Annotated in this window: 19 protein-coding genes and 1 riboswitch; of the genes, 10 read left to right on the top strand and 9 right to left on the bottom strand. The window is 72.4% G+C overall.

Translation table 11 applies throughout. The annotated features are described in order from the left end of the window. Window positions 1–45: 45 nt before the first annotated feature. A complete protein-coding gene (locus ACFFIC_RS07275; RefSeq protein ID WP_377049503.1) occupies window positions 46–480 on the bottom strand; it encodes a MaoC family dehydratase in 435 nt (144 codons plus the stop codon). Window positions 481–568: 88 nt separating this feature from the next. Between ACFFIC_RS07275 and ACFFIC_RS07270 the strand changes: the two genes are divergently transcribed. Further along, window positions 569–1711, top strand: a complete 1143-nt coding sequence (locus ACFFIC_RS07270) for a M20 family metallopeptidase (RefSeq protein WP_377049502.1) — start codon at window positions 569–571, stop codon at window positions 1709–1711. A 13-nt stretch (window positions 1712–1724) separates the two neighbouring features. Here the strand turns inward: ACFFIC_RS07270 and ACFFIC_RS07265 are convergent, their stop codons facing one another. The 5 genes from ACFFIC_RS07265 to ACFFIC_RS07245 form a co-directional block, all read right to left on the bottom strand. Continuing rightward, complete coding sequence (locus ACFFIC_RS07265; protein WP_377049501.1) at window positions 1725–2621, bottom strand: NmrA family NAD(P)-binding protein; 897 nt, start codon at window positions 2619–2621, stop codon at window positions 1725–1727. Beyond that, the gene (locus ACFFIC_RS07260) at window positions 2618–3055 is read right to left on the bottom strand and encodes a pyridoxamine 5'-phosphate oxidase family protein (protein WP_377049500.1); all 438 of its coding nucleotides are present in this window, start codon (window positions 3053–3055) and stop codon (window positions 2618–2620) included. The genes ACFFIC_RS07265 and ACFFIC_RS07260 overlap by 4 nt, the downstream gene beginning before the upstream one ends. Window positions 3056–3147: 92 nt before the next feature. Continuing rightward, window positions 3148–5130 (bottom strand): TonB-dependent receptor plug domain-containing protein, encoded by a 1983-nt coding sequence (locus ACFFIC_RS07255; protein WP_377049499.1) that lies wholly within the window; start codon window positions 5128–5130, stop codon window positions 3148–3150. A gap of 157 nt (window positions 5131–5287) precedes the next feature. Further along, window positions 5288–5511: riboswitch (cobalamin riboswitch) on the bottom strand. A 61-nt stretch (window positions 5512–5572) separates the two neighbouring features. Next, a complete protein-coding gene (locus tag ACFFIC_RS07250; RefSeq protein ID WP_377049498.1) occupies window positions 5573–6214 on the bottom strand; it encodes an exopolysaccharide biosynthesis protein in 642 nt (213 codons plus the stop codon). Between the two features lie 134 nt (window positions 6215–6348). Beyond that, entirely contained in the window at window positions 6349–7338 is a 990-nt protein-coding gene (locus ACFFIC_RS07245; protein ID WP_377049497.1) for a Bug family tripartite tricarboxylate transporter substrate binding protein, read from the bottom strand. Window positions 7339–7445: 107 nt separating this feature from the next. Here ACFFIC_RS07245 and ACFFIC_RS07240 point away from each other — a divergent pair, with 107 nt between their 5' ends. Then, window positions 7446–8060, top strand: coding sequence for a DUF1194 domain-containing protein (locus ACFFIC_RS07240; RefSeq protein ID WP_377049496.1), 615 nt, complete (start codon window positions 7446–7448; stop codon window positions 8058–8060). Window positions 8061–8067: 7 nt separating this feature from the next. Then, window positions 8068–9261 carry a 2-aminoethylphosphonate--pyruvate transaminase gene (locus tag ACFFIC_RS07235; protein WP_377049495.1) on the top strand — a complete coding sequence of 398 codons (1194 nt, stop codon included), beginning with the start codon at window positions 8068–8070 and terminating at the stop codon, window positions 9259–9261. Between the two features lie 46 nt (window positions 9262–9307). Here the strand turns inward: ACFFIC_RS07235 and ACFFIC_RS07230 are convergent, their stop codons facing one another. Together ACFFIC_RS07230 and ACFFIC_RS07225 are read right to left on the bottom strand one after the other, a co-directional pair. Beyond that, the gene (locus tag ACFFIC_RS07230; RefSeq protein WP_377049494.1) at window positions 9308–9982 is read right to left on the bottom strand and encodes an OmpW/AlkL family protein; all 675 of its coding nucleotides are present in this window, start codon (window positions 9980–9982) and stop codon (window positions 9308–9310) included. 102 nt (window positions 9983–10084) lie between these two features. After that, window positions 10085–11092: a Bug family tripartite tricarboxylate transporter substrate binding protein gene (locus ACFFIC_RS07225; protein WP_377049493.1), complete on the bottom strand. Its 1008-nt coding sequence runs from the start codon at window positions 11090–11092 to the stop codon at window positions 10085–10087. A 123-nt stretch (window positions 11093–11215) separates the two neighbouring features. On the opposite strand from ACFFIC_RS07225, the gene ACFFIC_RS07220 reads away from it, so the two are divergent. The 4 genes from ACFFIC_RS07220 to ACFFIC_RS07205 all read left to right on the top strand — a co-directional run bounded on the left by ACFFIC_RS07220 (window position 11216) and on the right by ACFFIC_RS07205 (window position 15644). Then, window positions 11216–12886: a formate--tetrahydrofolate ligase gene (locus tag ACFFIC_RS07220; RefSeq protein ID WP_377049492.1), complete on the top strand. Its 1671-nt coding sequence runs from the start codon at window positions 11216–11218 to the stop codon at window positions 12884–12886. A gap of 159 nt (window positions 12887–13045) precedes the next feature. After that, a complete protein-coding gene (locus ACFFIC_RS07215) occupies window positions 13046–13981 on the top strand; it encodes a transglutaminase family protein (RefSeq protein ID WP_377049491.1) in 936 nt (311 codons plus the stop codon). Window positions 13982–14046: 65 nt separating this feature from the next. After that, a complete protein-coding gene (locus tag ACFFIC_RS07210; RefSeq protein ID WP_377049490.1) occupies window positions 14047–14898 on the top strand; it encodes a transglutaminase domain-containing protein in 852 nt (283 codons plus the stop codon). Then, a complete protein-coding gene (locus ACFFIC_RS07205) occupies window positions 14895–15644 on the top strand; it encodes an N-formylglutamate amidohydrolase (protein ID WP_377049489.1) in 750 nt (249 codons plus the stop codon). The genes ACFFIC_RS07210 and ACFFIC_RS07205 overlap by 4 nt, the downstream gene beginning before the upstream one ends. On the opposite strand, the gene ACFFIC_RS07200 is transcribed toward ACFFIC_RS07205, so the two are convergent. After that, window positions 15641–16360, bottom strand: a complete 720-nt coding sequence (locus ACFFIC_RS07200; RefSeq protein WP_377049488.1) for a PIG-L deacetylase family protein — start codon at window positions 16358–16360, stop codon at window positions 15641–15643. The two genes, ACFFIC_RS07205 and ACFFIC_RS07200, sit on opposite strands and share 4 nt — an antisense overlap. A 190-nt stretch (window positions 16361–16550) precedes the next feature. On the opposite strand from ACFFIC_RS07200, the gene andAc reads away from it, so the two are divergent. From andAc to andAb, 3 genes are read left to right on the top strand one after another with little or no spacing between them, the layout of a single operon-like run. Next, on the top strand, window positions 16551–17825 hold the full coding sequence (gene andAc, locus ACFFIC_RS07195) for an anthranilate 1,2-dioxygenase large subunit AndAc (RefSeq protein ID WP_377049487.1): 1275 nt from the start codon (window positions 16551–16553) through the stop codon (window positions 17823–17825). Further along, complete coding sequence (andAd, locus tag ACFFIC_RS07190; RefSeq protein ID WP_377049486.1) at window positions 17822–18304, top strand: anthranilate 1,2-dioxygenase small subunit AndAd; 483 nt, start codon at window positions 17822–17824, stop codon at window positions 18302–18304. Before andAc ends, andAd begins: the two co-directional genes overlap by 4 nt. A 13-nt stretch (window positions 18305–18317) precedes the next feature. After that, window positions 18318–18626, top strand: a complete 309-nt coding sequence (andAb, locus tag ACFFIC_RS07185) for an anthranilate 1,2-dioxygenase ferredoxin subunit AndAb (protein ID WP_377049485.1) — start codon at window positions 18318–18320, stop codon at window positions 18624–18626. Window position 18627: the final 1 nt, after the last annotated feature.

Below are 18627 nucleotides of genomic sequence, written 5' to 3'. Positions count from 1 at the left end.
GGCACCGCACCACGCCGCTATCCAGCCGAGGGCGGCTCACTTCTGCTATGTGGAGGGGCCGGGCAGGGGCTCGGGGATCATCACGACGGCCTCGCCCTCCAGCACCAGAACCCCGGCGGCGGTGCAGTGGGTGCGAAGGGTGGCGCGGCGCCGCTCCGGGTCCAGCCCGGTCACCTCCGCGGTGGCGGCGACGGTCTGGCCGATGCGGACGGGCGCGCGGAAGCGCAGGGTCTGCGAGACATAGACGGCGCCGGGGCCGGGAAGGCGGGTGCCCAGCAGGCCGGAGATCAGGGAGGCCGTGAGCATCCCGTGCGCCACGCGCCCCCCGAAGAAGGAGGCCGCGCCGGCTTCCTCGTCGAGGTGCACCGGGTTGCTGTCCCCCGAGACGGCCGAGAAGAGGAGGATGTCCGCCTCCGTGATGGTCTTGGCGAAACGGGCGGACTGGCCCAGCCGGAGTTCCTCGAATCGAATGCCCTGCATCTGGTTTCCCCTGTGCCGGGGGAGCATGGACAAGTCCGGACCCGGGCGCGAGAACCCCCCTCCGCGTGAACGGAAGGACGAGGCGACCATGGCGGCAACCCGGATCGGCACCAGCGAGGCCCTGCTGGAGGAACTGCGCGGCTGGGTGCTGCACGAGACCCCCACCACCGACGCGGCCGCGGTGAACGGGCTGATGGACCGGGCGGAGGCGGCGCTGCGCGAGGCGGGCGCGGAGGTGACGCGCATCCCCGGGCGGGACGGCTATGGCGACAACCTGATCGTCCGCACGCCGCCCTCGCCATCCACCGGGAACCGCAAGCCGGTGCTGATCGCGGGCCACCTGGACACCGTGTGGGACAACGGGACGCTCGCCTCCTCGATGCCCTGGAAGGTGGAGGGGGAGAAGGCCTTCGGGCCGGGCATCTACGACATGAAGGCGGGCTCCTTCCTGGCCTTCCACGCCATGCGCGAGATCCTGCGGCAGAAGGTGCGGACCAACAGCCCGATCACGCTTCTCCTCACCCCGGACGAGGAGGTGGGGAGCCCCACCTCCCGCGCGCTCATCGAGCAGGAGGCGCGGGGCGCCAGCGCCGTGCTGATCCCCGAGCCCGCGGGCAACCCGGGCGGCGCCTGCGTCACCGCGCGCAAGGGCGTCGGGCGCTTCGTGGTGAAGATCCAAGGCGTGTCCTCCCATGCCGGGGGCAACTGGTCGGAAGGGCGGAGCGCCGTGGTGGCGCTGGCCGGGCTGATCCAGACCGTGCACGGCATGGTGGACTTGGCGGGGGGCACCACCACCAACGTGGCGCCGGTCTGGGGCGGCACGCGGCCCAACGTGGTCCCGCCCGAGGCCGGCTGCGAGATCGACCTGCGGGTGGCGAACCCCGAGGACGGGGCGCGGATGGAGCGGGAGATCCTGGCGCTGGCGGGCAGCGAGGACGGGATCACCATCACCGTGGAAGGGGGCATGAACCGCCCCTCCTTCGCGGAGAACCCGGACATCCTGAACCTTTACGAGCGCGCCCGCGCCCTGGCCCGGGAGGCGGGCTACGAGCTGCCCAAGCAGCACCGCGGCGGCGGCTCGGACGGGAACTTCACCGCGGCGCTCGGCATCCCCACGCTGGACGGGCTGGGCTGCACGGGGGCCGGGGCCCACGCGCCGAACGAGCACATCCTGTGGCGCGACCTGGCGCCGCGCGGGCAGGTGATCGTGGGGCTGCTGGAGACGCTGTGAGGGCGCCCGCCCGTCAGCGCGCGGCGAGGACCTGCCGCAGGCCGGTCCAGCGCAGGCCGGGGTAGCGGTTGTTGTCGAGCGGATGGAGCTTGGCCCGGCCGTCGAACATGTTCTCCATGTACTGCATGCCCTGCCAGGCCGGGTAGACTTCCCCCTTCTGCGGGTGCAGCCGGCGGGCCAGGGCGGTCAGCGCGCGCAGGAACCCCAGCCCGCCCGCGCGCAGGGTGCGGAAGCGCGTGCCCGTGACCTGCCCGGCGATCGCCGCCAGGTCGCGGGCACTGGCCTGGTCGCCGGCGATGCGGAGAAAGCGCGGCGTCGTCCGGTCCAGCGCGGCGGCGGCGGTGAAGGCCGCCACGTCGTCGCGGGTGGTGAAATCCATGGGCTGGTCCGCGCTGCCCCAGTAGAGCACGCGCTTCAGCCCGAACAGGATGATCGGCGCCTGGTCCGTCAGCATGTCGGCGAAGGCGCCGTTGAGGATGGAGGTGGCGGCGATCGGCGCGCGGTCCAGGCGCGCGTGGAAGTCGCGGCGCAGGTCCAGGTTGCGGTTGGCGCCGGGCGGCAGCTTGGTGAAGTCCAGCGCGAAGTCGGATGGAATGAAGCGCGGCACGCGCGCCCGCACCGCGGCCTCCAGCAGGGCGGACTGGTTCTCCACGATCGCCTCGTGCAGGCCGCTGAGGGCGGACACGACGCAGGCCGTGCCGGCGCAGGCCTCGGCCATGGCGGCGGGATCGGCGTAGTCGGCCTCCGCCACCTCCGCGCCCAGGCCGCGCAGCCATTGCAGCTTCTCCACGGGCGTGCCGCGGCGCACCAGGGCGCGAACCGGGGCGCCCTGGCGGAGGATGGCCTTCGCGATCCGCGCGCCGAGGTCCCCGGTGCCGCCGGCCAGCAGGATGAGGGGGGCCGTGCTCATCCCAGCGGCACCTCGCCCTCGTCCTCGCCGGCCCAGTAGTGGATGCGGCCGGCATGGACCTTGATGAGGATGAGGCCGGGGGTGTCGATGCCCTGCTCGAACCAGCGCTCGAGGTCCGGCACCCAGTGCTCGCGGAAGGCGGCCTTGTCCCGGATCAGCTCGGCCTGGCCCTCCACCGCGATGAAGATGGGAGGCTTGCCCAGCAAGCCTTTGCTGCCGACGAAGGAGAGGCCGACCTTGGGGTCGCGCCGGATGTCCTCCACCGTGTGGGAGGCCTCCCAGGTGAAGAAGTGGGAATCGCCCTTGTAGGCGACGTCGCCGTTGTTGCTCATCGGGCGCGCGGCGATGTCGCCGCTCGCCGCGCGGGTGGAGAGCATGGCGAAGTCGATGTCGGCCATCCGCTCCGACAGGTCGACAAGGGTCATCTGGCTCATCGGTTCTCTCCTCGTTTCCCGGCATCAACGCCGCGGCGCCGAGGTCGCTGCCCGCCGGGCGCCATTCGCGCCCGGCGGAACCTGCGATCGGCTCAGAACCGGAAGCGCGTGCCCGCCAGCACGGTGCGGCCCGCCACCGCGAAGCCGTTGGCGGGCTCGAAGCGGCTGTTGGCGAGGTTGCGGCCCTCCAGGAACAGGGCGGCCGGCTCGGTCGCCTGCCAGGTGGCGGTCAGGTTGAACAGGGTGCCGGCCTTGTTGTCCTGGGCCAGGGTGTTGGCGGTGCCGTCGTCCCGGTAGGAGGCGAAGGCGCCCTCGCGCGAGCGGCCGTAGAGGATGACCTCGGGCGCGACGGTGACGGTTTCGCCCAGGCGGAGGGTGGCGTTGAGGGCGAGCTGCTGCTCGGGGCGGCGGGCGAGGCGCTCGCCGCTGCGGGCGTCGCGCGCGTCCGTCACGGTGTAGGCGGCGCTGGCCGTCAGCCAGCGCGTGGGGCGCAGCGTTGCCGTGAACTCCCCGCCCTTGATCCGCGCGCGGTCGATGTTCTCCAGCGAGGTGAAGGCGGCGTCGAAGTTGATGAGGTCGCGGATGCGGTTCTGGAAGTAGGTGGCGCCGAGCGTCACGAGGTCGCGCTGGCCGGCGAGGGGGATGTCGAACTCCACCCCGGCCTCCCAGCCCTCGGAGGTTTCGGGGCGCAGGTCCGGGTTGCCCTGGAAGAAGCCGGTGATCACGCCATAGCGCTGGTAAAGGGAGGGCGCCTTGAAGGCGGTGCCATAGGCGGTGCGGATGCGGGCCGAGATCTCCGGCAGGGCCAGCACGGCGCCGAGGCGGTAGGTGGCGTGGCTGCCGTAGTCCTCGGCGTCGTCATTGCGGATGCCGGCGGTCAGGTCCAGGCGGCGCAGGAGGCGCACCTGATAGCCCGCGTGGATTGCGGTGCTGCTGGCCGAGGCGTTGGTGGTGGTGCGGAAGAAGGAGCTGCCGGAGGCCTGGCGGACCTCCTCGCGCTCATGCGTCAGGCCGAAGGCGAGCTGGCTCTGGTCGAAGGGGCCGGCGTCGGGCAGGCGGAGCTGGTTGCCCCAGTCATAGACCGTGCGCTCCCCGCGGTAGAGGTCGTCGGTGGTGGAGGAGGAGAGGCTGTCGGGCAGGTTGGTGTAGCGGCGGCGGTCCTGGCTGCGTGCGATGCGGAAGCCGGTGGTCCAGGCCTCGATGGGGCGGGCCTCGGCGCGGAGCTGGCCGGTGAAGCGGCGGTCGTTGAAGGAATAGTTGGGGTCGTCGTCCGGGACGTTGTCCAGGCCGCCGTGGTTGTCGCGCCAGTTGGCCAGGCCCTCCACGCGCAGGCGGGCATCGGGCGTCCAGCCGAGCCGGGCGGTGCCGGTCAGGCCCCGGAAGCCGTCGCGCTCCCCGGTGTTGGTGGCGAAGCGGGGGGCGGTGGCGTCGGTGCCGCGGGTGGAGAGGCTGCGCAGCGAGAGCAGGTAGTCGAACTGGCCGGCCGTGCCGGTGATGCCCGCGCCGGTGCGGAGGGTGCGGTTGCTGCCGCCTGCGAGTTCGCCGAAGACCTCGGCGGGGCGGCCGGGGGTGGCGCGGCGGGTGACGATGTTCACCACGCCCCCGATGGCGCCCGAGCCGTAGAGGGAGGAGGCGGGGCCGCGCAGGACCTCGATCCGCTCCACCTCCAGCCCCAGCAGGTCGTTGCCGAAGTTGAAGGCGCCGTTGGGCTCGGAGGCATCGTTCACGGGCACGCCGTCCAGCAGCACGAGGGCGTGGCGGGAGGCGGTGCCGCGGATAAAGGCGGAGGCGGGCTGGCCTATGCCGCCGGACTGGATCAGGGCGAGGCCGGGGACGGTGACCAGGGCCTCGGCGAGGGTCTGGTAGCCGCGCTCCTCGATGGTCTGGCGGTCGATCACGGTGACGCTGCCCGGCACGCGCTCGGCGGGGGTGGGGATGCGCGTGGCGGTGACCACGGTTTCCGCCACCGCCGCGCTGGGCTGGTTCAGGGGCGGGGTGGGCTGTGCCAGGGCCGCGGGCGCGGCGAGGCCCACCAGGGAGAGGCTGGTGAAGGAAAGCAGCAGGATACGTCGCATCGGGGTTCCCCAGGCGAGCGAAACACGGTCTGCCGCGCGGCCCCGGGGACGATGTCCCGAAGAGGCCACGCGACGGTGGACGCGGTTCCCGCATGCGGAAGGGGCGGTGGGCCCCCCGTATGGTCCGTTGCGCCGGTGCACCTCGCCCGGCACGCGCGAGACAGCTCTGCGCCGGCCGGTCTCCTGACTCGCGGCCTCCCTTGCGGGACCGGCCCCCGCCTTCTCGCGCCCCGAGGGGCACAATGGCGAATGGGGGGCCGGAATGGGCCGCCTACAGTTGCGAGGGCAGTTGCGGATCAGTGCCCGCGGCCTTGCCGGCCTGGGGCACGTCGCGCATTCCCGTTTCAGCCCTTTCGGGCCACCGGCGCATGCGCGGGCTTCTAGCGCGGCCGGGGTTGGAAGGCGATGGGGGTGTGGCCCCGAAGCGCGGGTGGTGTGTTCCTCAGAGCACGAGGCCGAGCGCCTTGATGCCCACCCAGGCCAGCACCCCCAGCACCCCCGTGGCGAAGGCGCAGCCCAGCACGGTGAGGGCGACGCCCCAGCCTATGGTGCGGCTGTCGTGCTCCACCAGGCCGAGGGCCATGACGATGTTGCCGAAGGCGGGCGGGCCGTTGGTGCCCGGACCCGGCAGGATGAGCATGATCGCGACATAGACGGTCAGCCAGCCGAAGAGCTTGTCCCCGAAGGGGCTGGCGAAGGGGCCGGGGCGGGGGCGGACATATTGCTCGATCCGCCACAGCCACTTGGAGGAGGCACCGGCCAGGCGCAGCAGGTCGGTGCGCTTGATGGACTGGCGCGCCATGAAGGCGGGCAGCTTCGGCACGCGGCGGCCCAGGCCCATCTGCGCGCCCAGCAGCAGCAGTGGCGTGCCGAAGACGGTGGCCATGCCGGGCAGCAGGGAGGGCAGCAGCAGGAGGAGGATGAGCAGGCCGAAGGCGCGGTCGCCGAAGGCCTCGGACATCTCGCCGAGCGATATGCGCTCCCCGGGGAAGGTGGCGGCGACCTCGGTCACGATGCGCGAGATGGGCGCGCCCTCGGTGGAGGCTTCCGCTCCGGTCAGGGGCGCGATCGAAGGGCCGTCCATGTTGAGCGCAGTGCTCCCTGGTGTTGCGCCGCGGGCGCGTTCCGCGTCCTTCGCTGCGCGACGGCTCACGATCCGGTGTGGCGGCCTATCTGGTGCGCCGGGGAGGCCGGCCCAAGGGGAGGGAAGGCATTGCCTTATTCCGGCTGGAACCCCGCGAGGCGCAGAAGCGCGGCGTTGCGGGAGACGTCGTCGCGGATGAAGGCCTCCAGCGCGGGTTGGGTTTCCTCCACCGGCTCGAAGCCCAGGGCGGCCAGGCGCTGCACGGTGGCGGGCTCGCGCATGCCGCCCGCCACGGCCTCGTGCAGGCGGGCGACGATGGCAGGGGGCAGGGCGCGGGGGCGCCAGACCCCGTACCAGGAGTAGAACTCGAAGCCGGGCAGGCCGGCCTGGGCAAGGGTGGGCAGGTCCGGGGCGAGATCCGTGCGCGCGGGGGTGGCGATGCCGAGGCTGCGGAGCTGGCCGCCGCGCACCATGGGCAGGATGGCCAGCGCCGCGTCGAACATGAGCTGGGCGTTGCCCGCGGCCACGTCCGACAGGGCCGGGGCGGTGCCGCGGTAGCCGACGATCTCGATGTTGCTGCCGGTGACGCGGTTGAACTCGATGGCGCTGAGATGGCCGGCGGCGCCGAGGGAGGACATGGCGAAGCTCCATCTGGAGGGCTCGCGCCTCGCGGCCTCCACCACCTCGGCGATCGTGCGCTGGGGCCGGGCGGGGTCCATCACCAGCACCAGGGGGCCGCGGGCGCTGCGGGCGATGGGGACGAAATCGGCCACGGGGTCGTAAGGGGCGGCCTTCATCACCTGGCGCGCCATGGGGTGCACGCTGGCCGAGCCGAGAATGGTGTGGCCGTCCGCCGGCGCCTGCAGCACGGCCTGGCTGCCGATCGAGCCGTTGCCGCCCGCGCGGTTCTCCACCACCACGGGAACGCCCAGGCGCTCGCCGATCTTCTGCGCGGCGAGCCGGGCCATGGCGTCGGTGGCGGCGCCGGGGGTGTAGGGCACCACCATGCGGATGGGGCGGCCGGGCCAGGGGGCCTGCGCGCCGGCCTGGCCGGACTGGGCCCGCACCGCGGGGGCGGCCAGCAGGGCGGGGGCCGCCGCGAGGACCAGGCGCCGGGTTGTCATGCCACGCCTCGTGCCGGCCCTGCGCCGGGTGGGCGATCCTGCCCCGGCCTCACGGGGCTTGCCACCCCGCCCTTTCGCCCGGTGGCCGCCCGCCCCAAGTGCCGGGCATGCGGGACGTGGACATCGCGCTGTGCCTGGCGGTGGATGCCTCCTCCTCCGTGGACCATGACGAGTTCGGGCTGATGATGGGCGGGCTGGCCGCCGCCTTCCGGGACCCGGAGGTGGCCGCGGCCGCCGCGGGCGGGCCGCGCGGGGCGGCGGCTGTTTCCGTGCTGCTGTGGTCCGTCACGCAGGAGGTGGCGGTGCCCTGGATGCTGGTGGACGGTGCCGGTGGCGCCGCCGCCCTGGCCGATGCGCTGGATGCCACGCCCCGGCTGGTGCCGCCCGGCGCGACGGCGCTGGGGGAGGCGATGCGGGCTGCGCTCGGCCTGCTGGCCGCCTTTCCCGGGCAGGCGGCGCGCCCGGTGGTCGATGTGTCCGGGGATGGGGCGGGGAATGCGGGGATGCCGCCCGCGCCGGTGCGGGACGCCGCGGTCTCGGCCGGGGTGGTGGTGAACGGGCTGGCCGTGGTGAACGAGGAACCGGACCTTCCCGCCTACTACGCGGCGCAGGTGATCGGCGGGCCCGGCGCCTTCGTGATGGAATGCCGGGATTACGCCGATTTCGCCGAGGCGATCCGGCGCAAGCTGCTGCGGGAGTTGCGCGGGGCGCTCACCGCCTGAGAATTGCGTGCGGCGGGGCCGGGGCGGGTTGTCCGGCCATGGCGCGCGGGTGCAGCTTGGCCGGGCCCATTCGCCCAAGGTCGCCTCCATGATTTTCCTCACGCCCGGCCCCGTCCAGACCCGCCCCGAGACGCGCGCGGCCATGGCGATCGACATCGCGCCCTGGGACCGCGACTTCGGGCCGGAATACGCGGCCATCCGCGAGCGCGTGCGCGACATCGCCGGCGGGGTGGAGGGGGTTCACGCGACCCTGCCCCTGCAGGGTGCCGGGCACTTCCTGGTGGAGGCCGCGATCCGCACCTTCGTGCCGCCGGGCGGTCGCATCCTGGTGCCCAGCAACGGCACCTATGCCGACCGCATGATGCGCCTGGCGCGCGAGGCCGGGCGGGAGCCGGTGGCGCTGCCGGTGCCCGACACGCGCGGCGTGCGGGCGGAGGAGGTGGCGGCGGCGCTGGAGGCGGATCCCGGCATCTCGCATGTGTGCATGGTGTATTCCGAGACGGGCAGCGGCATCGTCAACGACCCGGCGGCGGTGGGGGCGGCGGTGCGCGCGGCGGGGCGGCGGCTGATCCTCGATGCCGTGTCGGCCTTCGGCGCGCTGCCCTTCGACCTCAAGGCGCAGCCGGAATGCGACGCGGTGCTGTTCACCTCCAACAAGTGCCTGGAGGGCATGCCGGGGATCGGGTTCGCGGTGTGCCCGATGGACCGCGCGCGCGGGCAGGCCGGGCAGGCGGGGTCCTGGTGCTTCGACCTCGGCGACGTGCTCAAGCACGCCGAGCGCCAGGGCTGGGGCTCCTTCCGCTTCACGCCGCCGGTGCAGGCGCTGCACGCCTTCGCGGTGGCGCTGGACCTTTACGCGGCGGAGGGCGGGCAGGCGGCGCGGCTGGCGCGCTATGCCGAGAACATGCGGGTGCTTCGCGCGGGGGCGGAGGCGCTGGGGCTGGTGCCCTATCTCGATGCCGAACACCAGGGGCCGATCATCCTGACGCTGCACCAGCCGGAAACGCCGGGCTTCACGCTGCAGGGCTTCGTGGAGGCGCTGAAGCGGCGCGGCGTGCTGATCAGCAACTTCTTCACGACCCAGTCGCCCACCATCCGCATCGGCTGCATCGGGGCGGTGACGCCCGACGACATGCAGGTGGCGCTGCGCGCGATGGGCGAGGCGCTGGAGGAGCTGGGCGCGGCGCGAAAGGCCGCCTGAATCCGGCCGCGCCGGAGGGATCCTGCTCCCCCCGGCGCGGGACGGTTCAGAAGCGGTAGCGGACGCTGGCGCCGACGATCCAGGGGTCGATGTTGGCGTGGCCGGTGATGGCGCCGCCGTTCACGCTGACATCCGGGCGCAGCCAGAGCTTCTTGGCGTCGAGGTTCACCAGCCAGCGCGGCGCCAGTTCCACGTCCACGCCGAAGTTCACGCCGTAGCCGAAGGCGTTGTCGATCGCGACCTTGTTCACCGGCGCCGAGCGCGAGCCGCCTTCGCCATAGAAGATGGTGTAGTTCAGGCCCGCGCCGACATAGGGGCTGATGCGTGCGGCCGGGAAGGGGTGGAACTGCAGGTTCAGCGTGGGCGGCAGGGCCCAGACGCGGCCGAGGTCCACGTCGCCGATGGCGCTGTTGCGCACGTGCACGTCGTGGCGCGTGGTGGCGGCGATGAGGTTCAGCGAGACCTGCGGCGCGAGGAAGTAGGTGAGGTCGAGCTGGCCGGTCGCGGTGTCGCTCGCCTCGGGGCGGCCGCCGATGGCGCTGACGCGCCCGCCGCCCTCGGGCAGCACGCCGATCAGGCCTGCGCCGAGCACGATGTCGCCGGCCTGCTTGCCGCGCACGGGCTGGCCGCCGAAGTCCTGGGCCATCGCGGGTGCCGAGAAGGGCGCCAGCGCGGTGCAGGCCAGGAGGGCCGCGGCCAGCGCACCGGTACGAATCAGCATTGGGGTCCTCGCTATCCATGGGCGGCAGGTTGCCGCCGCAGGACGCGGGCTACGCCCGGCGCGATCGTTGCGCTTTGATTTGCATCAATGATTGTTCATGGATCAGCCGGCGGTGATGTTCGCGCGGCGCACGACCTCGCGCCAGCGGTCGATCTCGGCCTGCTGGAAGCGGCTGTAGTCCTCGGGCGTGGTGGGCACGACGTCGAATCCGATCTGTTCCAGCCGCGGGCGTGTTTCCGGGTGCAGCAGCGCGTCGCGCAGCGCGCCGGCCAGGCGGTTCCGCAGCGGGACCGGGATGCCCGCCGGGGCCATGAAGGCCTGCCAGGAGGTGACCACGAAATCCTCCAGCCCGGCTTCCCGCGAGGTCGGCACGCCCGGCAGCACGGGGTGCGGGCGCTCGCTGGTGACCATGAGGGCACGGAGCCGCCCGCCGGCGATGTGGCCGGCCACCGTGCCGAGGTTCTGGAAGGACAGGTCGACGTTGCCCGCGATCAGGTCGGTGGCCGCCGCGGCGCCGCCGGTATAGGGCACGTGGGTGATCTCCGTGCCGGTGCGGAGCTTGAAGAGTTCCGTCGTCATCTGGTCCGAGGAGCCGACGCCGGAGGTGGAGTAGGAGGCACGGCCCCCGCGCTCGCGCAGCCACGCAGTGAGCGCCGCCATGTCGCGCGCGGGGTGCTTGTCGTTGACCACCAGCACGTTCGGCGTGGTGGCGGCCAGCACGAGGGGCGCGAAGTCGCGCACGGGATCGTAGCCGAGGTTGGGGCGCAGCGCGGCGTTGATGGCCCAGACGCCGATGGAGCCGATCATCAGCGTGTGCCCGTCCGGCTGCGCCCGCATCACCACGCGCGCGCAGACCTCTCCGTTGGCGCCGGGGCGGTTCTCCACCACCACGGGCTGCCCGATGCTCTGCGCCATGCGGTTGGCGGCGGCGCGGGCCACGATGTCCGAGGGGCCGCCGGCCACGAAGGGCACGAGGACGGAGATGGGGCGGCTGGGCCAGGCATCCGGCGCCTGCGCCATGGCGGCCGACATTGGGGCGGCGGGCGCCAGGAGCAGGGCGGGGGCGGCCAGCAGGGCGCGCCGGCCGGGCGCGGGGACGCGGTGGGTCATGGATTCCTCCCGGTTCTTGTTCCGGGAGCATGGCATTCGCCGGAGGCTCCGGCCAAGCGCGGCCTTCTTGCCGCCGGCCGGGCCCTGCCTTAACCCCGGGGGCAAGGGCTGGCAGGGGACGTGATGTTGACGGATCTGGAGATCGCGCGGGCGGCCACGCTGCGCCCCATTGCCGAGATCGCGGCGCGGGCGGGCATCCCGGCGGAGGCGCTGGAGCCCTATGGGCGCTTCAAGGCCAAGCTGGGCACCGATTTCGTGCGCGCCCAGGAGGGCCGGCCCGAGGGGGCGCTGGTGCTGGTGACGGGCATCAACCCCACCGCCGCCGGGGAGGGCAAGACCACCACCACCATCGGCCTGGGCGACGCGCTGAACGCGCTGGGCACGCGCGCGATGATCGCGCTGCGCGAGCCGAGCCTCGGGCCTTGCTTCGGGGTGAAGGGGGGCGCCACGGGCGGCGGGCGGGCGCAGGTGGGCCCGATGGAGGAGATCAACCTCCACTTCACCGGCGACTTCCACGCGATCACGGCGGCCAACAACCTGCTTTCGGCCATGATCGACAACCACATCCACTGGGGCAACGCGCTGGACCTGGACGCGCGGCGCATCGCCTGGAAGCGCGCGATCGACATGAACGACCGCGCGCTGCGGCTCGCGGCCGTGGGGCTGGGCGGGGTCGGCAACGGCTTCCCGCGGGAGGACGGGTTCGACATCACCGTCGCCTCCGAGGTGATGGCGATCTTCTGCCTGTCCCGTGACCTCGACGACCTGCGCGCGCGGCTCGGGCGGATCATCATCGGGCAGACCAGGGACGGCCGGGCGGTGACCGCGCACGAGCTGAAGGCCGACGGCGCCATGGCGGCGCTGCTGCGCGACGCGCTGATGCCCAACCTCGTGCAGACGCTGGAGGGGAGCCCGGCGCTGGTGCATGGCGGGCCCTTCGCCAACATCGCGCATGGCTGCAACAGCGTGATCGCGACGCGGCTGGCGCTGCGCATGGCCGACGTGGTGGTGACGGAGGCGGGGTTCGGCGCGGATCTCGGCGCCGAGAAGTTCCTGGACATCAAGTGCCGCATGGCCGGGCTGGCGCCTTCCGCCTGCGTGGTGGTGGCAACCGTGCGCGCGCTGAAGATGCATGGCGGCGTGGCCAAGGCGGCGCTCGGCACGGAGGACGTGGCGGCGGTGCGGCGGGGCGTGTCCAACCTCGAGCGCCACGTGGAGAACATGGGCAAGTTCGGCCTGCCCGTGGTGGTGGCGCTGAACCGCTTCACCTCCGACACGGATGCCGAGATCGCGGCGGTGCAGGAGGCCATGGCGGCGTTGGGCACGCGGGCGATCCTTTGCACCCACTGGTCGGACGGCGCGGCGGGGGCGGCGGAGCTGGCGCGGGCGGTGCAGGGGCTGGTCGCGGGCGGGACGGCGCGGTTCAGGCCGCTCTACCCCGATGAGATGCCGCTGGCGGAGAAGATCGGGACGGTGGCGCGGGAGATCTACGGCGCCTCGGCCGTGGCCCTGCCGCCGGCTCTGGCCACCCGCCTCAGGCGCTTCGAGGAGGCGGGCTTCGGCCGCGCGCCGGTCTGCATCGCCAAGACGCAGTACTCCTTTTCCGCCAACCCCGCGCTGCTGGGTGCGCCCAGCGGGCATGTGCTGCCCGTCCGGGAGGTGCGGCTCTCGGCGGGTGCGGGGTTCGTGGTCGCGGTGTGCGGGGACGTGATGACCATGCCGGGCCTGCCGCGCCATCCGGCGGCGGAGACGATCGGGCTGGATGCCGAGGGGCGGATCGACGGGCTTTTCTGAGCGGCCTCCGAAACCCGGGGCGGGCCAGGGCGTTACCTCCCCCAACACGCGGAGAACGGGCCGGAGGCGGCGGGGAAAGGCACCCTCGCAGCCGCCGGCCCGTTCTTTGCTCTGTCCCTGGCACGGCGATCGCATGCCGGGGCCGTCCAGGTTGCACCAATGCCGATCCTCACCGTCCGACACGTCACGACCTACCGCTACCGTCAGCCGGTTTCCTTCGGGGAGCACCGGATGATGCTGCGGCCGCGCGACGGGCACGACCAGCGACTGATCGAGGCACGGATCGACATATCGCCGGAGCCTTCCTCCTTCTGGTGGCTGCACGACGTGTTCGGCAACAGCGTGGGCGTGGCGCGTTTCGCGACGCGGGGACGGGAGCTGCGCTTCGAGAGCACGATGCGGCTGGACCACAGCCCCGTGGAGGCGCTGGACTTCCGGCTGGAGGACCATGCCCGCAGCCTGCCCTTCTCCTATTCGGTGGAGGAGATGCCGGACCTCGCGCGCTCCATGGAGCGGCACCAGCCCGATCCGGACCGGGTGGTGGACCGCTGGGCGCACGGCTTCATGCGCCCGGACGGGCCGACGGGCACGCTGGACCTGCTTGTGGCGATGACGCGGGCGGTGAAGCGGGACTTCACCTACATCCCGCGCGCCGTGCGCGGCATCCAGGAACCCTGGCGCACGCTGGAGATGGGCAGCGGCACCTGCCGGGACTTCGCCCTTCTGATGCTGGAAGGCGTGCGGTCGCTCGGCCTCGCGGCGCGATTCGTGTCGGGATACCTTTATTCGCCGGGCATGCAGGGCGAGCGCGAGGGCAGCCATGTGGGCGGCGGCTCCACCCATGCCTGGGTGCGCGTCTACCTGCCCGGCGCGGGCTGGGTGGAATTCGACCCCACCAACGGCATCGTGGGCAACCGCGACCTGATCCGCGTGGCCGTGGCGCGCGACCCGGCCCAGGCCGTGCCGCTGCACGGGCGCTGGAAGGGTTTTCCCGACGACGCGCTGGGCATGGAGGTTTCGGTGCGGGTGACCGAGGAGGGCGACCCGCCGGCACCTGAACTCCGGGCCCGCGTTCCGGCGCTTCCCGGCGCATGAGCCTGCCGCTTTCCATTCCCGGGGGCCTTGCCCCATCTTCCCCGCGAGCACCGGAGACCTCCGCCTTGAAGATCCATGCCGGCTACGACATCACCTATGAATGCCCGCAACCGACGCCGATGCTGCTGGAGCTCAGCGTCCATCCCTCGCGCATGGGCGACGTGGTGGGGCCGCACCTGATCACCTTCGACCCGCCGATCGGGGCGACGGAGTACCGAGACGGCTTCGGCAACATCTGCCACCGCATCGTCGCCCCCGCGGGGCGGCTGACCATCTCCACGCGCTTCGACGTGCTGGACACGGGCGCGCCGGACGTGGTGGTGCCGGAGGCGCGGCAGATCCCGGTGGACCAGCTTCCGGACGACACGCTCGTGTTCCTTCTCGCCAGCCGCTACTGCGAGACGGACCGGCTGTCGGACCTCGCCTGGTCGTTGTTCGGCGGCGTGGAGCCGGGCTGGGCGCGGGTGCAGGCCATCTGCGACTACGCGCATGAGCGCATCACCTTCGGCTACGAGCACGCGGACGTGTTCCGCACGGCGTTTTCCGGCAACACCGACCGCGTGGGCGTGTGCCGGGACTACGCGCACCTGGCGGTGACGCTGTGCCGCTGCATGAACATTCCGGCGCGCTACTGCACGGGCTATCTGGGCGACATCGGCGTGCCGCCGGTGGATGCGGCGATGGATTTCTCCGCCTGGTTCGAGGCCTATCTCGGCGGCCACTGGTACACCTTCGACGCGAGGCACAACACGCCGCGCATCGGGCGCATCCTGATGGCGCGCGGACGGGACGCGACGGACGTGGCCATCACCACCACCTTCGGGCCCTGCACGCTGGCGGGGTTCAACGTGGTGACGGACGAGGTGAGGCCGGGCCAGGCAAGGATGGGCGAGGCGAAGGCGGGCACCGCGCCGTGACGGAGGCCGCGCCGGTCACGGTGCACAACGCGCAGGGTGCCTCCCCCTTCGTGTTGCTCTGCGAGCATGCGTCGAACCACATCCCCGCCCGCTTCGCCGATCTCGGCCTGCCGGCGGCGGAGCTGGGGCGGCACATCGCCTGGGACATCGGGGCGGCGGCGCTGGCGCGGCGGCTCTCGGCGCTGCTGGACGCGCCGCTGCTGCTTTCGGGCGTCTCGCGGCTGGTGATCGACCTGAACCGGCCGCCGGGGGCGCCCACCAGCATTCCCGAGCGGAGCGAGGACACGCCGATCCCCGGCAATCTCGCCCTGGATGCGGCGGAGCGGGCGGCGCGCGAGGCGACCTGGTTCCATCCGTTCCACGACGCGGTCACGGCGTTGCTGGACGGGCGGGCGGCGGCGGGACAGCCCGCCATCGTGGTGGGGGTGCACAGCTTCACGCCGCGCTTCCAGGGGGTGGAGCGGCCCTGGCACGCGGGGGTGCTCTTCGCGGAGGCGGAGGCGTTCGGGCGCGCCCTGGCGGCTTCCATCGCGGCCGGCACGGCGCTGGTGGTGGGGGAGAACGAGCCCTATCGCATCGAGCCCGGGGTGCACGACCACACCGTGCCGGTGCACGGCGACCGGCGCGGCATCGACGCCGTGCTGATCGAGGTGCGGCAGGATCTCCTGGGCGAGGAGGCGGGCATCGAGGAGTGGGCGCTGCGGCTGGCCTCCGCGCTCGGGCAGGCCGCGGGGCGGCGGACCTAGTCGGGCGGGCGGAGCAGGTTCTCGAAGGGCTGGAAGGCCGCCTCCAGCCGCGCCGCGGCGAAGCGGGGGCCGGGATCGTCCGCCACCAGGCCGCCCAGTTGGGACGCGTGGGCGGCGACCGCGTGCCGCTTGGCCTGCAGTTGCGCCGAGATGTCGAGGCGCCAGCCCGGAGCGGCCTCCGGCGGGCTGGGGCCGCCATGGGCGAGGTGGCCGACCCCGCTGCGCCGCGCGACCTCGGCCGCGATGCGGTGGGCGGCGCGGGCGGCGTTTCCCTCGGGCCAGGGGGCGACGAGCAGGCCGCAATCCCGTGCCCACATGACCAGCGAGACCGCGCGGATGACGGCCTCGAAGACCGGGCCCTCCGCGGGGGTTTCGCCGTCGAACAGGCCGGCCATGAGCAGGCGTTCGGGGCGGAGGCCGAGGCGGCGGACGGCCTCGCGCGTTTCGCGCTCCCGCTCCGCCGCGATGCGCCCGGGCGGCCATTCGCGGGAAGCGGGGTGGGAGGCGCTGCCGTCATGCAGCACCATCACGAATGGCTGGCGCCCGCGCCCGCAGGATCGGGCGATCAGGCCGCCGCAATCCAGGCTTTCGTCACCGGGCTGGAGCGCGAGGACGAGCAGGTTCTCCTCCCCCGTGATGGTGGCGAGGTCCGCGATCGGGCGATGCTGGCCGGAGGCGCGCGGATCGGAAGCGCGCGGGTCGGGGGCTGTCGGCATCGGGGCCCGCTTCACTGGGTTGGAGGACGATCTAAGGGCAGGCGGGGCGGGGCTTGAAGGGGGAGGCGGGCGGAAAGGGTGGTCAGGGGCTTCTGGGGGCGGAATAATGACATCCGCGCGTCCCCGACGCGTGCTTCCGCCTGAGCGGCCGCCCCGGACCCCCGGGGGCGGCGACCTGAGGACCGATCCGATGGACCAGCACTCCCCCACCGGCCCCGTGCCCGAGCCGCTCGCGGTGTTCCCGCGGGCCGACGGGTCCCGCGTGCCCTACAAGGTGTTCAGCGACGCCGAGATCTACACGCTGGAGCAGGAGCGCATCTATCGCGGTCCGACCTGGAACTTCCTGGGGCTGGAGGCGGAGATCCCGAAGCCCGGCGACTACAAGAGCACCTTTATCGGCGACACGCCCGTGGTGATGACGCGCGCGGAGGACGGGACGCTGGCCGCCTGGGTGAACCGCTGCGCGCATCGCGGCGCCGTGGTGTGCCGGCTGCCGCGGGGGAACGCGCTGTCGCATTCCTGCGTGTACCACCAGTGGAGCTTCGGCACGAAGGGCAACCTGCAGGGCGTGCCCTTCCGGCGCGGCCAGAAGGACGCGACGGGGATGCCCAAGGACTTCGACCCGAAGCAGCACAACCTGCGCCAGCTGCGCGTGGAGAGCTACCGGGGGCTGGTGTTTGCCACCTTCAGCGACACGGTGGAGGCGCTGGAGGACTACATCGGCCCGCAGATGCGCCCCTATGTGGACCGCGTGTTCCACAAGCCCGTGACCTATCTCGGCTGCACGCGGCAGTATTCGGACAGCAACTGGAAGCTCTACATCGAGAACGTGAAGGACCCCTATCACGCCAGCCTGCTGCACCTGTTCCACACCACCTTCAACATCTTCCGCGTGGGCATGCGGGCGCGCTGCCTGCCGGACTCGAAGGGCGGCATGCACAGCGTGATCTTCGTGATGAAGAACGAGGAGGAGAACGCCGCCGACTACAAGAGCCAGGGCATCCGTTCGTATGACGAGGGGTTCCGGCTGGAGGACGACTCCATCCTCGCGCTGGAGAAGGAATACGAGGAGGTCGCCACCAACCAGATCCAGCCGATCTTCCCGCAGCTCGTGATCCAGCAGATCCACAACACCCTGGTGTGCCGCCAGCTCCTGCCCAAGGGGCCGGACCATTTCGAGCTGGTGTTCCACTTCTTCGGCTACGAGGACGACACGCCGGAGATGCGGAAGCTGCGGATCAAGCAGGCGAACCTGGTGGGGCCGGCCGGCTTCATCTCCATGGAGGACACGGAGGCGACGGAGCTGGTGCAGCGCGGCACGCACCGCGACAGCGACAAGGCCTCGGTGATCGAGATGTCGCGCGACGCGCCGGAGCGGCAGGACACGCTGATCTCCGAGCAGCTGATCCGGCACTTCTGGATGGGATACCGCAAGATGATGGGCTTCGGGGTGGCTGCGGAATGAGCGTTGCTGAGGACCTGATGATCCGGCTGGAGCTGATGGCGCTCCAGGACCGCTACGTGGCGGCGATCGACAACGACCGGATCGAGGAATGGCCGGGCTTCTTCGTGGAGGACTGCCTTTACGAGATCGTCTCGCGCGAGAACGAGGAGGCGGGGCTGCCCGCGCCGGTGATCCATTGCGACAGTGCGCGCATGCTGCGCGACCGCGTGCTGGCGCTGCGCCACGCCAACATCTACGAAAAGCCGGCCTACCGGCACATGGTGTCGGGCATGGAGTGGCGGCAGGAGGCGGATGGCAGCTACTCCGGTTCCAGCAGCTACGTTGTGGTGAACACCTCGGTCGAGGGGGAATCCAGCATCTACCAGGCCGGGCGCTACCTCGACCAGGTCGTGCGGACCGAAGGGGGGCTGCGCTTCCGGCAGAAGCGCTGCATCTACGACACCCTGCGCGTGCAGACCCTGCTCGCCTTCCCGATCTGAGAAAGGACGCCCGATGAGCGAGTGGCGGGACGCGGCCGATGCGGCTGTCGTGGTGGAGGACGAGGTGCTGGGCTGCGTGGTGGACGGGCTGCCCGTCGCGCTGTTCCGGGTGGAGGGGGAGGTCTTCGCCCTGCACGACCTCTGCTCCCACGGGCATGCGCGGCTGTCGGAGGGCTTCGTGGAGGATGGCTGCGTGGAGTGCCCGCTGCACCAGGGGCTGGTGGATATCCGCACGGGTGCGGCGCGCACCGCGCCGATCAGCGAGCCCGTGCGCAGCATCCCCGCGCGCGAGGTGGGCGGGCGGATCGAGGTGCGGATCTAGC

It is taken from the genome of Muricoccus vinaceus (assembly GCF_042433125.1).
Taxonomy (GTDB): domain Bacteria; phylum Pseudomonadota; class Alphaproteobacteria; order Acetobacterales; family Acetobacteraceae; genus Roseomonas; species Roseomonas vinacea.
Note: the sequence above shows the minus strand (reverse complement) of the source record. Positions and strands in the feature narration are given on the sequence as shown.

What these genes read in the sequence shown, in the direction of transcription:
- ACFFIC_RS07240 (WP_377049496.1), top strand. Translation starts at nt 7,446, where the DNA reads ATGCGGGACGTGGACATCGCGCTGTGCCTGGCGGTGGATGCCTCCTCC.
- ACFFIC_RS07275 (WP_377049503.1), bottom strand. Translation starts at nt 480, where the DNA reads ATGCAGGGCATTCGATTCGAGGAACTCCGGCTGGGCCAGTCCGCCCGT.
- andAb (WP_377049485.1), top strand. Translation starts at nt 18,318, where the DNA reads ATGAGCGAGTGGCGGGACGCGGCCGATGCGGCTGTCGTGGTGGAGGAC.
- ACFFIC_RS07220 (WP_377049492.1), top strand. Translation starts at nt 11,216, where the DNA reads ATGTTGACGGATCTGGAGATCGCGCGGGCGGCCACGCTGCGCCCCATT.
- ACFFIC_RS07270 (WP_377049502.1), top strand. Translation starts at nt 569, where the DNA reads ATGGCGGCAACCCGGATCGGCACCAGCGAGGCCCTGCTGGAGGAACTG.
- ACFFIC_RS07245 (WP_377049497.1), bottom strand. Translation starts at nt 7,338, where the DNA reads ATGACAACCCGGCGCCTGGTCCTCGCGGCGGCCCCCGCCCTGCTGGCC.
- andAd (WP_377049486.1), top strand. Translation starts at nt 17,822, where the DNA reads ATGAGCGTTGCTGAGGACCTGATGATCCGGCTGGAGCTGATGGCGCTC.
- ACFFIC_RS07260 (WP_377049500.1), bottom strand. Translation starts at nt 3,055, where the DNA reads ATGAGCCAGATGACCCTTGTCGACCTGTCGGAGCGGATGGCCGACATC.
- ACFFIC_RS07255 (WP_377049499.1), bottom strand. Translation starts at nt 5,130, where the DNA reads ATGCGACGTATCCTGCTGCTTTCCTTCACCAGCCTCTCCCTGGTGGGC.
- ACFFIC_RS07215 (WP_377049491.1), top strand. Translation starts at nt 13,046, where the DNA reads ATGCCGATCCTCACCGTCCGACACGTCACGACCTACCGCTACCGTCAG.
- ACFFIC_RS07250 (WP_377049498.1), bottom strand. Translation starts at nt 6,214, where the DNA reads ATGGACGGCCCTTCGATCGCGCCCCTGACCGGAGCGGAAGCCTCCACC.
- ACFFIC_RS07265 (WP_377049501.1), bottom strand. Translation starts at nt 2,621, where the DNA reads ATGAGCACGGCCCCCCTCATCCTGCTGGCCGGCGGCACCGGGGACCTC.
- ACFFIC_RS07230 (WP_377049494.1), bottom strand. Translation starts at nt 9,982, where the DNA reads ATGCTGATTCGTACCGGTGCGCTGGCCGCGGCCCTCCTGGCCTGCACC.
- andAc (WP_377049487.1), top strand. Translation starts at nt 16,551, where the DNA reads ATGGACCAGCACTCCCCCACCGGCCCCGTGCCCGAGCCGCTCGCGGTG.
- ACFFIC_RS07225 (WP_377049493.1), bottom strand. Translation starts at nt 11,092, where the DNA reads ATGACCCACCGCGTCCCCGCGCCCGGCCGGCGCGCCCTGCTGGCCGCC.
- ACFFIC_RS07200 (WP_377049488.1), bottom strand. Translation starts at nt 16,360, where the DNA reads ATGCCGACAGCCCCCGACCCGCGCGCTTCCGATCCGCGCGCCTCCGGC.